Here is a 15,408-nt window from a genome sequence, read left to right on the forward strand (position 1 = left end):
TTGGGTTCAGAGCGGGCCGGCGAGCGCGACCGTCACGCCGCCCAGGATGGATTTGGCGCCGAGCAGCCGACCGTGCGGCGCGGCGAGTTGCGCGCATGGCTCGGCCACGCCCGCGACGCCGAAGCGGGCCAGCGCGGCGTCGGACGGGCCGCTTGCGGCCAGTTCCGGACGGCTCGCGAGTTGCGCCGCCTCGAACGCGACGAGCGGCCAGCCACGGCGCGCGCATAGCGTGCGCAGCGCACGGGCGCATGCCTTGTCGGCGAGCGTCGCGACGAGCGCCGGTTCGGCGGCCGGGTAGCGCGCGAGCGCGGCGCGGATCGCGGCATCGAGTTGCGCGGCCGTGACGCCCGCGCGGAAGCCGACACCGAGCGCGACGCGCATCATGCGTGGCCGCCGAGCGCCGCGCGCACCGCCGGATCGTCGGCGAGCGCCGCGACGCGGCCGATCACGACGATCGCCGGCGAACCGATATGGGCCTCGCCGACGCGCGCGACGAGCGTATCGAGCGTCGCGAGTACGTGGCGCTGTTCGGCTCGCGTGGCGTTCTCGATTGCCGCGCACGGCGTGTCGTCGGGCAGGCCGCCATCGCGCAGCGCCGCGGCAATCGCGTCGAGCCGGCGGATGCCCATGTAGATCACGATCGTCATGCGGGTGGCCGCGAGCGCGCGCCAGTCCGGCTCGTCGGCCCCCGCGCCGTGGCCCGTGACGAAGATCACGCCCTGCGCGTCGCCGCGGTGCGTGACCGGGATGCCGAGCGCGGCCGGCGCGGCGATGCCCGCAGTGATGCCGTTGACGACTTCCACCGGAAAGCCCGCCGCGCCGAGCGCGACCAGCTCCTCGCCGCCGCGGCCGAACACGAACGGATCGCCGCCCTTGAGCCGCGCGACGCTGCGGCCCGCGCGCAGGTGCGCGAGCATCGCGGCGACGATCGCCTCCTGCGGCGTCGACGCATGGCCGCCACGCTTGCCGACGTGCTCGATCAGCGCATCGGCGCGTGCATGGCGCAGCACGTCGGGGTTCACGAGATCGTCGACGAGCAGCACGTCGGCCGTGCCGATCGCGCGCACGGCCCTGAGGGTCAACAGGTCGGCGTCGCCGGGGCCGGCGCCGACGAGCCAGGCGCGGCTCATCGTGCGCGGCACGGCGCGCACCGTGTCGAAACAGTGGAACAGGGAAGGCGGGCGGCACATCGGCGGCCGGCGGACAGGCAGTGCATGGCGGATCGGGCGAAACCCGCGCGAGCGCGGGTGGAATGCGCACCCCATCCGTCCCCCGCGGATCGGGCGTTCGGCGAGCAGCGCGCTCGCCCCTTGCGTCGGCCGGTATCCGGGCTGGCCGCTTGCCAGGCCGCAGCCTTCCCGCCCGGTCGAAGGGCAGTGGCATCGCGGGCGGCCTGGGCGCAGCGCAGGGAAGTGCGTTGCGCGGGCGGCGTACCGTTGCGGGGACAGCACAGGCCGGGCGGCGATCCGCCTCCTGTTTCCCGTTTAACTGCATGCGCGGAATGCGCATGCGAGCACCGAACGCGGCGCATACGATAGCACAGGCGTGCAACCCGCAAGCCGCCCGGCGGGCCGGCTGCGCGGGGTGTCGGCGCTACCCGCGAGGTCAGAACTTGTATGCCGCCGTCAGCGTGAACGTGCGTGGCGTACCGGGCATGATCTGCGCGAGGCCCGTCGCATTCGCGTAATAGTCGCGATCGGTGAGATTGACGGCCGCCAGCGTCACCTCGAAGTCGCGCGTGCGATAGCCGGCCTTGCCGTCCCAGCGAACGTACGCGGGCAGTTCGAGCAGATTGTCGCGATCGGCGTAACGCGCGCCTTCGTACACCACCCCGAGTTCCGCGAAAAAACCGCGTAGCGGCGCATGGCTGACGAACAGGCTGCCGTTCGACGCCGACACGCCCGCCGAGCGCTTGCCCGCGTACTTCGGTTCGGCGTCGACCACCCGCGCATGTTGCCAGCCGATGCCGCCGCGGACGAACCAGTTGCCCGCGAGCCGGCCGGCGACGCCCAGTTCCAGGCCGCGATTGCGCTCGAGGCCGGTGAGGTCGAAAAAGCCCGGGCGAACCGGATCGGCGATGCGGCGGTTGTACAGGTCGAGCTGAAACAGCGCGAGCGTCGTGCTCAGCGCGCCGTCGCGCCAGTCGCTTTTCACGCCGATCTCGTATTGGCGCGTGTATTGCGGGCCGAGATCGTTGGCGTTGCCGCGCGCATCGGGCGTGATGCCGATCAGGTCGCCACCGACCGGCGCGAAGTTCTTGCTGTACGACGCATACAGGCTGTGCGCGCCGACCGGCGACCACACGACGCCGAGCCGCGGGCTCCATGCCGCCGTCGTGCGCCGTGCATGCAGGCCGTTCAGCGCGTTGGTCGAATCGACGTCGAAACGTTCCCCGCGCAGGCCGCCGAGGAGTTTCCACGCTCGCCCGAGGTCGACGCGATCCTGCGCGAAGATCGCGTAGTCGCTGACGCGGTGGCGGTTCATCGCGTACGGGCGCGGCGTCGAGCCGACCAGGGCGAAGCGATCCGGCCCGGTCACCGGAATCGGCGCCGCGTCGGCCTGCCAGAGCGTCGGCGTGCGCTTCTGCCAGCCGTATTCGATGCCGAACAGCAGGTGATGCAGCGCCGGACCGGTCGCGACCTTGCCGCCCAGTTCGACACCGGTCTGCACGTTGAGATGCGTCATGTCCTGCAGGTAGCGCGCCCGCTGCACGCGCCGGTAGTCGCGCGGCTTCGCGACGTAGCTTTGCGTGACGTAGGTATTGTCGAAGGTGCTGCGTAAATTCAGCACCCCGAGCGTATGGCGCAATTCCCAGTCGCCGTCGAGCGCGTGCGTGAAGACCGAGCGCCAGTTCATGTTCTCGTCGCGGATCGTGTCGCGGCCCGCCGCGCCGAAGAAGGTCGCGCGTGGCGCGGACGGCAGCGAGAACGCGAACGGCTTGCCGGCCGCGTCGACCGCGGCGACCGGCGCCGGCATGCCGCGATCGGGCACGCGCCGGTACGCGTCGTATTCGAACTGCAGCAGCCAGCTTCGCCGCGCGTCCCGCCATTTGATTGACGGCGCGACGTACTGGCGCGTGCCGTCGACGTGGTCGCGGAAGCTGCCTGCGTGTTCGCGTCCGGCATTGAACCGCACGCTCCATGCGCTCGACAGCATGCGGTTGAGATCGACCGACGCGCCGAGCCGTCCATAGCTGCCGGTCGCTGCCGACACATGCCCGAAGTTTTCCGGCAACGGCTGCTTGGTGATCCGGTTGATGACGCCGCCGCCGCTGCCGCGCCCGTACAGCGCGGCAGCCGGCCCCTTCAGCACTTCGACGCGTTCGATGTTGCCGAGACTGCGCACGTATTGCGCATCGTCGCGCATGCCGTCGAGCAGCAGGTCGCCCGCGGCGGAAAAGCCGCGAATGCGGAACGCATCGAAGCGCGTGTCCGACGTATTGGACACACCGGGCACGCCGGCCAGCGCGTCGGCCAGCGTGCGGCCGCCATAGGACAGCGTTTCCTCTACCGGGACGCTGTCGATGGTTTGCGGTACGTCGCGCGGATCGCTCGCGGTGCGCGTCGCCGTACTCACGCTCTCGACGCGCGGATCGTTCGGATGACGGCGGCTGCGTACTTCGACCGCGGGCAGTTCGTCGTCGAACTCGGCCGCCGGGGCAGGGAAGGAGGCAACGCCGGCGATCGAGCACAGCGACAGGGCCAGCACAGGAAAGCGCCGCCCGGATATCTGTCGTTTCGACATGGAAATTTGAGGATGACTGAGTGATTGCCTCACATGGCCGTTGCGCGGTGGTTTGTGTTGTTGGGTGAATTTTATCTTGTGTAGTTGAAAACGACAATCATTCGCGCTCATCGCCGGCCGCTCGCCTTGACGCTCCCGGCCCTGCCGCCTACACTCGCACGCGTTTTGGTGCTCGCGCGCGCCGCTCCGGCGTGCGCAGTTAAACGGGAAACAGGGAGCCCGCCTGCGCCGCAGTCGAGCCAACCTGTGCTGCCCCCGCAACGGTAAGCGAACGCGTCGCGCGCAAGCGCCACGCACCGCCGCTTCGCCGCATGCCACGCGCATGCGGACGACCGCCACTGGATGCCGCGCGTATCCGGGAAGGCGAAGCGGCGTGTTCGTCAGCCCGGATACCGGCCTAAACGTTGGGGTTCAGCGCCGCGGGGAGGCGGCGCATCGTCCACGGCCGCAGCCGGCCCGACGCCCGGTGTTTCCTGCTGTCTCCTCCGATCTGCCTCCGCGCGAACGCGCCCGGGCCGGCACGGCGAACGGCGCGGCACGGGCGGGGCACGCCGCAGCCGTGTTGGCATTCACGATGTCGACCGTTCGCAAGGGAGCACCATGTCCGATTCGTTGTTCCGCCCGCCGTGCGGCAGTCCGCGCGGATCACGCGGCGAGCTTCCCGCGTACCGCCCGCTGAATTGCCGCGCCGCCACCGACGCGACGATCCCGTCCTGATTTCCTCTTCGACACCGGACCTACCATGACCCTACGCAAGCTTCCCGTCACGATCGTCACGGGCTTTCTCGGCAGCGGCAAGACGACGCTGATGCGCCACATCCTGCAGCACGCCGAAGGCCGCCGCATCGCGGTGATCGTCAACGAATTCGGCGAGCTCGGCATCGACGGCGAAATCCTCAAGGGCTGCGGCATCGGTTGCGACGATGCCGACGGCGCGCAGGGCGAAGCATCGGGCCAACTGTACGAACTCGCGAACGGCTGCCTGTGCTGCACCGTGCAGGAAGAGTTCTATCCGGTGATGGAGGCGCTCGTCGAGCGCCGCGCGGACATCGACCACGTGCTGATCGAGACGTCGGGCCTCGCGCTGCCGAAGCCGCTCGTGCAGGCGTTCAACTGGCCGACGATCCGCAACAGCTTCACGGTCGACGCGGTCGTGACCGTCGTCGACGGGCCGGCCGCCGCGAGCGGCCAGTTCGCGGAAAACCCGCAGGCCGTCGACGCGCAGCGCCGCGCCGATCCGAACCTCGATCACGAATCGCCGCTGCACGAACTGTTCGCCGATCAACTGTCGTCCGCCGATCTCGTGATCGTGAACAAGGCCGACCTCGTGGGTGACGCCGAGTTCGCGCGGATCGAAACCGCGATCCGCGACGAGATCCCGCCGCAGGTGAAGATCGTGCGCGCGACGCGCGGCGAACTCGACCTCGCGCTGCTGCTCGGGCTGGAGTCGGCATCGGAGGAAACGATCCACCTGCGTCACGACCATCACGGCTCGGCCGACGACGGCGATCACGATCACCATCACGACGATTTCGACTCGGTGGTGGTATCGGGCGACGCGGGCACGCGCGAAGCGACGATCGCCGCGCTGCAGTGCGTGGTCGAAGCGCACACGATCTATCGCGCGAAAGGCTTCGCCGCGCTGCCCGGCGCGCCGATGCGGCTCGTGATCCAGGGTGTCGGCCGCCGCTTCGACAGCTATTTCGACCGCCGCTGGCAGGACGGCGAAACGCGCGCGAGCCGCTTCGTGCTGATCGGCGAAGATCTCGACGCGGCCGCGCTGCAACGCGCGTTCGACGCCGCGTGCGCGGCCGAGCCGCAACAGGCGTAACGCACGATGCATCTGCTGCGCACCACGCCGGGCGGCTTCGTCGACGATACGCAGGGCGTCGTCCGGATCGACCAGCAGCCGGCCGACATCGTGATCCTGAGTTCGGCCGACACGACGCTGTCGCTGCTCGCGAGCGTCGTGCCGCACTTGCCCGCCGGGTTCCCGAGCGTGCGGCTCGCGAACGTCACGTTCCTGCGCCAGCCGGCGTCGGTCGATTTCTACGTCGACGACGTGCTGCGTCACGCAAAGACGGTCGTGATCGATCATCTCGGCGGCGAAGCGTACTGGCCGTACGGGATCGAGCAGGCCGTGTCGCTCGCATCGAAGCGCGGGCAGCAGCTCGCGATGTTCTCGGGCGACCTGCAGGAAGACCCGAATCTCGTCGCGAAAAGCACGGTCAAGCCCGAGCTGTGCCGACTGTGGTGGCGCTACCTGCGCGAAGGCGGCGTGCACAACGCCGACGCGCTGCTGCGCAGCATCGCGTTTCACACGTTCGGCTTCGGCGACGAACCCGAACCGCCGCGCCCGCTGCCGGCCGCCGCGCTGTATCACCCGGCGCGCGACCGCGCGAGCGTCGACGACTGGCGGCCGCGCTGGACGCCCGGCGCGCCGGTCGTCGCGATCCTGTTCTATCGCGCGCACTGGCAGGCCGCGAACACGGCCGTGTTCGACGCGCTGGCCGACGCACTGATCGACGAAGGGCTGAACCCGCTGCCGATCGCGGTGACGTCGCTGAAGGATGCGGTGAGCCGCGAGGTCATCACGCAGCTCTGCGATACGCACGGCGTCGCGCTCGTGCTGAATACCACCGCGTTCGCGGCCGGCGCGATCGACAGCCCCGAGCCCGACGTGCTCGCGGGCGACGCGCCGGTGCTGCAGGTGATCCTGTCCGGCGGCAATCGCGATGCGTGGGTGGCCGACAACCAGGGCCTGCACGCACGCGACATCGCGATGCACATCGCGCTGCCCGAAGTCGACGGGCGCATCGTCACGCGCGCGGTGAGCTTCAAGGGGCTCGCGTATCGCTGCCCGCATACCGAGGTCGACGTCGTGCGCTACCAGCCGGATGCGGAGCGGATCGCGTTCGTCGCGGCGCTCGCGCGCGGCTGGTGCCGGCTGCGTACGCTGGACAACGCCGACAAGCGCATCGCGCTGATTCTCGCCAACTATCCGCAAAGCGAAGGGCGGATCGGCAACGGTGTCGGGCTCGACACGCCGGCCTCCGCGCTGTGCGTGCTCGCGGCGCTGCGCGACGCTGGCTACACGGTGGCCGACCTGCCGCCCGACGGCGACGCGCTGATCGCGCGACTCACCGAAGGCGTGACCAACGATCCCGCCGTGCGCACGCTGCGTCCCGCGTTTCAGAGTTACGCGCTGGCCGACTACGTCGCGCGTTTCGCGCGGCTGCCGGCGGCCGTACGCGACGCGCTGAACGCACGCTGGGGGCCGCCCGAAGCGGACCCGACGCTGCGGCAATGGCGTTTCACGATCGCCGGCTGGCGCGCGGGCAACGTGTTCGTCGGCATCCAGCCGTCGCGCTCGCGCGGCGAGAACGACTACGCGAGCTACCACGATGCGGATCTCGTGCCGCCGCACGCGTATCTTGCGTTCTATTTCTGGCTGCGCGATGCGTATCGCGTCGACGCGGTCATCCATCTCGGCAAGCACGGCAATCTCGAGTGGCTGCCGGGCAAGAGCGTCGCGCTGTCCGACGCGTGCTGGCCCGACCTGACGCTCGGGCCGCTGCCGCACCTGTATCCGTTCATCGTCAACGATCCGGGCGAGGGCAGCCAGGCGAAGCGCCGCGCGCAAGCCGTGATCGTCGATCACCTGATGCCGCCGCTCACGCGCGCGGAAAACTACGGCCCGCTGCAGGATCTCGAACGGCAGGTCGACGAATACTACGAAGCGCTGATGGTCGATGCGCGGCGCGCGAAGCTGTTGCGCAAGACGATCCTCGCGACGATCGCCGAGCATCGGCTGCACGACGAGCTGAGCGTGTCGCCGCCGCGCGATGCGGGCGACGAGGATGCGCTGCTCACGCGCGTCGACGCGTGGCTGTGCGAATTGAAGGAAGCACAGATTCGCGACGGGCTGCACGTGTTCGGCGCGTCGCCGGTCGAGCGCCAGCGGCGCGACACGCTGCTCGCGTTGGCTCGTTTTCCGGTCGGCGACGGCAAGGGCGAACGGGCCGGGCTGATCGGCGCACTCGCGCGTGACCTCGCGCTCGGCGACGCTTTCGATCCGCTCGCAGCCGACTGGGCCGCGCCGTGGACCGGGCCGCGGCCGGCCGTGCTGCAGGCGCTCGACGCGTCGCCGTGGCGTCATGCCGGCGATACGCGCGAGCGGCTCGAACGGCTTGCGCAGCACTGGCTGGACGCCGTGTGCGGCGGCGCTTCAGACGAACTCGGCATCGACATGCCGCCGCCCGGCGCATGGCCGCATACGCTCGCGGTGCTGGAACGCGTGCGTTCGACGCTGTTGCCCGCACTCGATGCGTGCGGCGGTGAGGAAATGCGTCAGCTGCTGCGCGGGCTCGACGGCCGCTTCGTACCCCCGGGGCCGAGCGGCTCGCCGTCGCGCGGCCGTCCCGACGTGCTGCCCACGGGCCGCAACTTCTACTCGGTCGATACGCGCGCGGTGCCGACGCAGGCCGCGTGGTCGCTCGGCCTGAAATCCGCGCAACAACTGATCGAACGCCATCTGCAGGATCACGGCGACTATCCGCGCGCGATCGGGCTGTCGGTGTGGGGGACGGCCACGATGCGCACCGGCGGCGACGACATCGCGCAGGCGTTCGCACTGATCGGCGTGCGGCCGAAATGGGCGCACGGCAGCCATCGCGTGACCGACTTCGAGATCCTGCCGATCGAGATCTTCGACCGGCCACGCATCGACGTGACGCTGCGCGTGTCGGGTTTCTTCCGCGACGCGTTCCCGAACCTGATGCACCTGTTCGACGCGGCCGTGCAGGCCGTCGCCGCGCTCGACGAGCCCGAAGAGCTGAACCCGATTCGCGCACGCATCGAGCGCGAACGGGAGAAGTGGATCGTGCAGGGCGTGGCGCCCGACGAAGCGCGCCGGCGCGCCGGCTGGCGCGTGTTCGGCGCACGGCCGGGCAGCTACGGCGCGGGCCTGCAGGACCTGATCGACCAGCGCCGCTGGCAGACCGACGCCGATCTCGCGGATGCCTACCGTCAATGGGGCGGCCATGCGTACGCGCAGAACAGCGCGGGCGATGCAGCGCCCGACGTGTTCGGCGAAAGGCTGGCGACGATCGACGTCGTCGTGCAGAACCAGGACAGCCGCGAGCACGACATCCTCGATTCGAACGACTACTACCAGTTCCAGGGCGGGATGACGGCGGCCGTGCGGCACCTGTCCGGGCAGCAGCCGAGCATCTACCACGGCGACCATGCGAACCCGGTCGCGCCGAAGATGCGCACGCTGCGCGAGGAGATCGCCCGCGTGATCCGCTCGCGCGTCGTCAATCCGAAATGGCTCGACGGCGTGAAGCGTCACGGCTACAAGGGCGCGGCCGAGCTGGCCGCGACCGTCGACTACCTGTACGGCTATGACGCGACCGCGCGCGTGCTGTCCGATCATCAGTACGCGCTCGTCGCCGACGCGTACCTGTTCGACGACGCCACCCGCGCGTTCCTCGAACGGCACAACCCGAAGGCGCTGCACGGCATCTGCGAACGCTTCGTCGAAGCGATGCAGCGCGGGCTGTGGCAGCAGCCCGGCCCCTATCGCGAGCGGATCGAAGCGGTGTGGCTCGCCAGCGAACAACGCCAGGAAGGAGGACGGCCATGACCGATCCGACCACTCACCGCGCCCGCGCGGTTTTTCCGTTTGCGGCGCTCGTCGCGCAGGACGCGTTGCAGCAGGCGCTGCTGCTTGCCGCGATCGACCCGTCGCTCGGCGGCGTGCTCGTCAGCGGCCCGCGCGGCACCGCGAAATCGACGGCCGCGCGCGGCCTGGCGGAGCTGCTGCCGGAAGGGCAGTTCGTCACGCTGCCGCTGTCGGCGAGCGACGAGCAGGTGACGGGCACGCTCGATCTCGCGCATGCGCTGGCCGAAAACGGCGTGCGTTTTCGGCCCGGCCTGCTGGCGCGCGCGCATCTCGGCGTGCTGTACGTCGACGAAGTGAACCTGCTTGCCGACGGGCTCGTCGATACGCTGCTCGACGTCGCCGCGAGCGGCGTGAACATCGTCGAGCGCGATGGCGTGTCGCATGCGCACGATGCGCGTTTCGTGCTGGTCGGCACGATGAACCCCGAGGAGGGCGAGTTGCGCCCGCAGTTGCTGGACCGCTTCGGGCTGATGGTCGAGCTGGAGAACTGCTTCGACGCCGCCCAGCGCGAGCGGATCGTGAAGGCGCGACTCGCGTTCGATCTCGATCCGGATGCGTTTCGCGCGCGTCATGCGGCGGCCCAGCAGGAACTCGCGGACCGCATTCATGCGGCGCGCGCGCGGCTGCCGGCGCTCGATTTCGACGATGCGGTCCATGCGCACGTCAGCGCACTGTGCATCGACGCGGCCGTCGACGGGTTGCGGGCCGATCTCGTGATGCTGCGCGCCGCGCGTGCGCTGGCCGCACTGGAACAGGACGACGCGGTGACGGTATCGCATGTGGCGCGCGTGGCCGAAGCCGTGCTGCGGCACCGGCGCCACGCGGGGCCGCCGCCGTCGCAGTCGTCGTCGCAACACGGTGGCGAACGCGACGATCGTTCGCGGTCGGACACACCACGGCAGCCTGACAAGCGACAGGACGACACGAAGGCCGACGCGTCCGCATCGCAGGGCGACTGGGGCTACTTGCCGCCCGAACCGGCGGGGCTGCGCGACGTGAAAAGCGTGGTACCGCTGCCGCTAAAAAAACGCTGAGCCATCGAGCCGGCGCCGCCGCGAACGCGATTCGCGGTCCTCGATGGCAGTCAGGCGCGGCCGCGCGCGTGCCGGGCACGGTGCGCGCCGGCACGGCCGTCGCGTGGCCGGCGACGCTCGCCGCGAAACGCGGCGGCCCGCTGCATCGCGGGCATCTGCGCTTCGGGAAACGCGCGGGCACGCCGCGTGCGCTGCATTGCTTCGTGCTCGACTGTTCGGCGTCGATGTTGTCGCACGACCGGCTCGCGCTCGCGAAGGGGCTGATCGTCGCGTATTTCGATCAGGCCGCGCGTGAGCGGGTCGAAACCGCGCTGATTTGCTTCGGCGGCCAAGGCGCCGCGCGGCGCTTCGGCCCCGCCGTGCCGCGCTGGTGGAACGCGCGCTGGCTAGAACCGGTCGACGGCGGCGGCGGCACGCCGCTCGCGGACGGCATCGCGGCCGCCGCACGCTTGCTGGCCAGCGCTGCGCGCCGCGAGCCGGGCAAGCAGCGCTGGCTGTGGGTGCTGTCCGACGGGCGCACGCGCGAGATGCCGGCCAGACCGGCGGCGGCCGATCACGTCGTGTTCGTCGACTTCGACGACGCGGCCGTGCGGATCGGGCAGGGCGCGCGGCTCGCCGCGGCGTGGGGCGCGCAGTGGATGACGGCCGACGCGCTTCGCACCGATCTCGCCGGCTGATGGCCGGCCGGCGGTGCGCTATGATCGCCGCTTCTGCTTCCGCTCACTGGAAACCCCCGTCATGCAAGTACTGGTCGATGCCGACGCGTGTCCCGCCGTCATCAAGGACATGCTGTTCCGCGCCGCGCGTCGTGCCGAGATCTGCGTGACGCTGGTCGCGAACCAGTTTCTACGCACGCCGCCGTCGCCGTTCATCAAGGCCGTGCAGGTGCCGGCCGGCTTCGACGTGGCCGACGCGCGCATCGTCGAGCTGGCGGAACCCGGCGATCTCGTGATCACCGCCGACATCCCGCTGGCCGCCGCCGTGCTCGACAAGGGCGCGCATGCGCTCGACCCGCGCGGCAACTGGTTCAGCCGCGAGAACATCGAGGAGCGCCTGTCGACGCGCGCGATGATGGAGCAGTTGCGCAGCGCGGGCATCGATACGGGCGGGCCGGCGCCGTTCAGCGCGCGCGACGGCAAGACGTTCGCGTCGCAGCTAGACCGCTTCCTGGCGCGGCACGGCAAGCCGTAACGGCACACGTCGGCGCCCGGCCAGGATGCAGGTTCGCGCCGACGCTGCTATCGTGGGGCGAGAACCCCAACACAGGAGCGCATGCGTGTCACCCACCCAACTTCTCGTTCCGACCTACACCCAGATGTTGCGCGCGCAGTCCGCGTGGCTCGACAAGGCGGTCGCCCATCGGCGGGCCGCGGGCGACGAACCCGACGCGGCGATGACGCTGAGGCTCGCCCCCGACATGTATCCGCTCTCCGCCCAGGTTCGCTTCTCGTGTTTCCAGGCGATGGAGCCGGTTTACCGGCTGCGCGGCGAACCGCTGCCGGCGGCGTTGCTGGCCTTGCGCGAGGCGGGCTGGAACGCGGATGCGCAACCCGGTTCGCCGGCCGATGCGCAAGCGATCATCGCCGGCACGCTCGCCTTTCTCGGCGAACTCGCCCCCGATGCGCTCGACGGCGGCGCCGCGCTGCCGATCGCGCTCGAACTGCCGAACGGGATCGCGTTCGACATGACGGGCGAACAGTATGCGCGCGACTGGGCGCTGCCGCAGTTCTACTTCCACGCGATCGCCGCGTACGCGATCCTGCGCCATCACGGCGTCGAGCTCGGCAAGGCCGATTACGTGCCGCACATGCTCGCGTACGTGCGGCCGGGCACGATTCCGCAAGGTTGAGCCCCCTCGGGCGCCGCGCAGCGACATGACACGCGCACTGTTCATCTGCAGCCGCAACCGGCTGCGCAGCCCGACGGCCGAAGCCGTGTTCGCCGCGTGGCCCGGCATCCAAACCGACTCCGCGGGCCTCGCGCCCGACGCGGACGTGCGGCTCTCCGTCGAGCAACTCGACTGGGCGGACATCGTGTTCGTGATGGAGCGCGCGCACCGGGCCAGGCTGTCGGCGCAATTCGGCGCGCATCTGAAGCACCGGAAGATCGTCTGCCTCGACATTCCCGACCGCTACGCATTCATGCAGCCCGAACTCGTCGCCCTGCTCGAACGCAAGGCCGGCCCGTTCCTGCGCGCGTAATCGCCGCAATCGGTGCCCGAGCCGACATCGATCTCAGCGCAGCGGCCCGCTCGCGAACGCAGAAAAACAGTCGAGCCGCAGGAGCTCGATGATCTTGCGCGTCGGCACGCTGGCCTGCAGCGTGTCGAGCCTGTCGACGGTGAACCACTTGCAGCGGGCGATCTCGTTGCTGGCACGCGGCGTCAGGTGCGCCGGCACGTCGGCCACGAACACGTGATGCAGCTTCGTCAGTCCGCCGAACTGCACCGCGTAGTCGAGCGCGAGCCCCTCCAGCCGCGTTTCCTCCGCGAGCTCCCGCTGCGCGGCCTCGAGCGGCGTCTCGCCGCGCCGGATCGTGCCGCCGGGCAGCGACCAGCGCGCCGCGGTGCGCGCGACCAGCAGCACGCTGCTGCGCTGGCGGCACACGATCGTGGCGCGTTCCTTGATGACGGCGAGGGTATCCGGCCCGGTGCTCATGTTCGGCAAAACAGGTGCTGAATCGTGGAGAAAAACCGGCGCCGGCCATGCGGGGGCCGGCAGCAGACGGCGACGGCATGCAGGCCGCCGCGCCGATGATACCGGCCGTTCGTGACAGTTCCGTGCACCGCGGTCGTGCCACGGACGACGGCTCACGCGTGCGTATAGATTCCGCTGCGCGCCGGCTTCGCGTGGCGCGAATGACGACGCTTGTGAACGGCACGCCGGTGATGCGGCGACGGCGCGGTGACGTGCCGGCGTGCAGGCGCGGGCCGGGCGGTGGGCGCGGCAGCGTGCGGCGCCGCGCCCGATACCCCGGTTTGTCCTTCACCGAAGTGGAAAGTCTGGTTTTGCGCGTGCGCGACGCCCAGCGTCGATGCGAGTACGAAGGCCGCCAGCCACAACCGTTTCATGAATATTTCGCCTTGTCATTGATGGAGATGAACCTTGCCCGCCAGCTTAGCGAACGGCGGGGCGCGACCGCAACCGGCCCGTGTTCGATGTCGTCCCCGCTTGCGCGCGGCGACGTTCTCCGCGCGGCGGCCGGGTCCGTCCGGGCTTGACAACACAATTCCTCGGTGTGAATATAAATTCACACACAAGAATTATTCGTCGAATCCGGGAAGCCGCGTGCAAGCGCCGGGCCGCCGGAACCGGCAGTCCGATCAACCGGAACCAGGAGCGAGACGCATGGCGGAACACGAGCAGCAGGGCGCGCTGGCGGGATTGCGCATCATCGATCTGTCGCGGGTGCTGGGCGGCCCGTACGCGACCCAGATCCTCGCCGATCACGGCGCGGAGGTGATCAAGGTCGAACCGCCGTCCGGCGACGAGACGCGCACATGGGGCCCGCCATTCGACGGCGACACCGCGTCGTACTTCCTCGGCGTGAACCGCAACAAGCTCGGCGTCGCGCTCGACCTGACGCAGCCGGCCGATCGCGAGCGGCTGCTCGGGCTGCTCGAACACGCGGACGCGCTCGTCGAGAACTTCAAGATCGGCACGATGGAGCGCTGGGGGCTCGGCTTCGACGCGCTGCATGCGCGGTTTCCGCGCCTCGTCCATTGCCGCGTGTCGGGTTTCGGCGCGGACGGCCCGCTCGGCGGCCTGCCGGGCTACGACGCGGCCGTGCAAGCGCTCGCCGGGCTGATGAGCGTCAACGGCGAAGCCGGTGGCGCGCCGCTGCGGGTCGGCGTGCCGATCGTCGATCTCGTCACAGGGTTGAACGCGGCGCTCGGCGTGCTGATGGCGCTGCGCGAACGCGACGCCAGCGGCCGCGGCCAGTTCGTCGAATCGACGCTGTTCGACTGCGCGCTGTCGATCCTGCATCCACATACGCCGAACTTCTTCCATTCGGGCAAGGCACCCGTGCGCACCGGCAACGCGCATCCGAACATCACGCCGTACGACAGCTTTCCGACCGCGGGCGTCGACATCTTCCTGGCGGTCGGCAACAACGGGCAGTTCGCCGCGCTGTGCGACGTGCTCGGCACGCGCGACTGGCTCGACGATCCGCGTTTCGCGGACAACCGCGCGCGCAGCCAGCACCGCGCCGCGCTGCGCACGCTGCTCGAAACGGCGCTGGCCGCGCACGACGGCGCGACGCTCGCCGAACGACTGATGCGCCGCGGCGTGCCGTGCGCGCCCGTGCTCGGGCTCGATGCGGCGCTCGACCACCCGCATGTCGCGCATCGGCGGATGAAGGTCGAGCTGGGCCGGCATCGCGGCATCGCGTCGCCGATCAAGCTCGGCCGCACGCCGGCTACGTATCGGCGTGCGCCGCCCGCGCTGAACGAACATGCGGCGCAGGTGTTCGCGGCCGACAACGACGACAACGACAACCGCCGGACCTGACCGGCATCGCGGCCGCCGACCGTGCCGCATTGCGGCGCCCGGCCACGCGCCGCGCACACCATCATTCGGACATCACGCCGGCCCGCGCATCGACACGCCGCTCGATGCGCGCCGGCTGAAGAGGAGACGCATCATGCTCGCATGGACCGGCGCGGTCGCCATCGTCGCGCTGTTCGGCCTGATCATCACGAAGCGGCTGTCGCCGCTCGTCGCGCTGATCGTCGTGCCGGTCGCCGCGTCGCTCGCGGCCGGTTTCGGGCTGCAGACCGGCAAGTTCGTCGTGCACGGCGTACAGAACATCGGCCCGATCGCGGGGATGTTCGTTTTTGCGATTCTATTTTTCGGAATCCTCACCGACGCGGGGATGCTCGATCCGATCATCGCCGGCGTGCTGCGCGTGATCGGCTGTCATCCGCCGCGCATCGTGATGGGC

Annotated in this window: 13 protein-coding genes, 1 pseudogene and 2 riboswitches; of the genes and pseudogenes, 9 read left to right on the forward strand and 5 right to left on the reverse strand. The window is 70.1% G+C overall.

All coding sequences use genetic code 11. The features are described from left to right. Positions 1-6: 6 nt before the first annotated feature. The 3 genes from H3O04_RS17985 to H3O04_RS17995 form a co-directional block, all read right to left on the reverse strand. On the reverse strand, positions 7-384 hold the full coding sequence (locus H3O04_RS17985; RefSeq protein WP_202588171.1) for a cobalamin biosynthesis protein: 378 nt from the start codon (positions 382-384) through the stop codon (positions 7-9). Next, positions 381-1,190: a uroporphyrinogen-III C-methyltransferase gene (cobA, locus tag H3O04_RS17990; protein ID WP_202588172.1), complete on the reverse strand. Its 810-nt coding sequence runs from the start codon at positions 1,188-1,190 to the stop codon at positions 381-383. The genes H3O04_RS17985 and cobA overlap by 4 nt, the downstream gene beginning before the upstream one ends. A gap of 110 nt (positions 1,191-1,300) precedes the next feature. Continuing rightward, positions 1,301-1,537, reverse strand: a riboswitch (cobalamin riboswitch). 68 nt (positions 1,538-1,605) lie between these two features. Continuing rightward, the gene (locus H3O04_RS17995; RefSeq protein WP_124478106.1) at positions 1,606-3,744 is read right to left on the reverse strand and encodes a TonB-dependent receptor; all 2,139 of its coding nucleotides are present in this window, start codon (positions 3,742-3,744) and stop codon (positions 1,606-1,608) included. 149 nt (positions 3,745-3,893) lie between these two features. Then, positions 3,894-4,159: riboswitch (cobalamin riboswitch) on the forward strand. Between the two features lie 327 nt (positions 4,160-4,486). On the opposite strand from H3O04_RS17995, the gene cobW reads away from it, so the two are divergent. From cobW to H3O04_RS18030, 7 genes are all read left to right on the forward strand, one after another. Beyond that, positions 4,487-5,575, forward strand: a complete 1,089-nt coding sequence (cobW, locus tag H3O04_RS18000) for a cobalamin biosynthesis protein CobW (protein ID WP_202588173.1) — start codon at positions 4,487-4,489, stop codon at positions 5,573-5,575. Between the two features lie 6 nt (positions 5,576-5,581). Continuing rightward, positions 5,582-9,391 (forward strand): cobaltochelatase subunit CobN, encoded by a 3,810-nt coding sequence (gene cobN, locus H3O04_RS18005; protein ID WP_202588174.1) that lies wholly within the window; start codon positions 5,582-5,584, stop codon positions 9,389-9,391. Further along, positions 9,388-10,464 (forward strand): ATP-binding protein, encoded by a 1,077-nt coding sequence (locus H3O04_RS18010; RefSeq protein ID WP_105797786.1) that lies wholly within the window; start codon positions 9,388-9,390, stop codon positions 10,462-10,464. The genes cobN and H3O04_RS18010 overlap by 4 nt, the downstream gene beginning before the upstream one ends. A gap of 68 nt (positions 10,465-10,532) precedes the next feature. After that, positions 10,533-11,141 (forward strand): VWA domain-containing protein, encoded by a 609-nt coding sequence (locus tag H3O04_RS18015; RefSeq protein WP_202588175.1) that lies wholly within the window; start codon positions 10,533-10,535, stop codon positions 11,139-11,141. A gap of 61 nt (positions 11,142-11,202) precedes the next feature. Next, positions 11,203-11,655, forward strand: coding sequence for a YaiI/YqxD family protein (locus H3O04_RS18020; protein WP_124478103.1), 453 nt, complete (start codon positions 11,203-11,205; stop codon positions 11,653-11,655). A gap of 25 nt (positions 11,656-11,680) precedes the next feature. Then, entirely contained in the window at positions 11,681-12,313 is a 633-nt protein-coding gene (locus H3O04_RS18025) for a DUF1993 domain-containing protein (protein WP_006476027.1), read from the forward strand. A gap of 25 nt (positions 12,314-12,338) precedes the next feature. After that, entirely contained in the window at positions 12,339-12,665 is a 327-nt protein-coding gene (locus H3O04_RS18030; RefSeq protein ID WP_124478102.1) for a low molecular weight protein tyrosine phosphatase family protein, read from the forward strand. Between the two features lie 33 nt (positions 12,666-12,698). On the opposite strand, the gene H3O04_RS18035 is transcribed toward H3O04_RS18030, so the two are convergent. Together H3O04_RS18035 and H3O04_RS18040 are read right to left on the reverse strand one after the other, a co-directional pair. After that, entirely contained in the window at positions 12,699-13,121 is a 423-nt protein-coding gene (locus H3O04_RS18035; RefSeq protein ID WP_034174133.1) for an NUDIX hydrolase, read from the reverse strand. 152 nt (positions 13,122-13,273) lie between these two features. Then, complete coding sequence (locus tag H3O04_RS18040; protein WP_105797788.1) at positions 13,274-13,534, reverse strand: hypothetical protein; 261 nt, start codon at positions 13,532-13,534, stop codon at positions 13,274-13,276. Between the two features lie 277 nt (positions 13,535-13,811). On the opposite strand from H3O04_RS18040, the gene H3O04_RS18045 reads away from it, so the two are divergent. Together H3O04_RS18045 and H3O04_RS18050 are read left to right on the forward strand one after the other, a co-directional pair. Continuing rightward, entirely contained in the window at positions 13,812-14,975 is a 1,164-nt protein-coding gene (locus H3O04_RS18045; protein ID WP_202588176.1) for a CaiB/BaiF CoA transferase family protein, read from the forward strand. Positions 14,976-15,108: 133 nt separating this feature from the next. Then, a pseudogene (locus H3O04_RS18050) lies at positions 15,109-15,408 on the forward strand (citrate transporter); the annotation flags it as partial.

This window comes from Burkholderia sp. KCJ3K979 (genome assembly GCF_016759955.1).
GTDB lineage: Bacteria > Pseudomonadota > Gammaproteobacteria > Burkholderiales > Burkholderiaceae > Burkholderia > Burkholderia orbicola.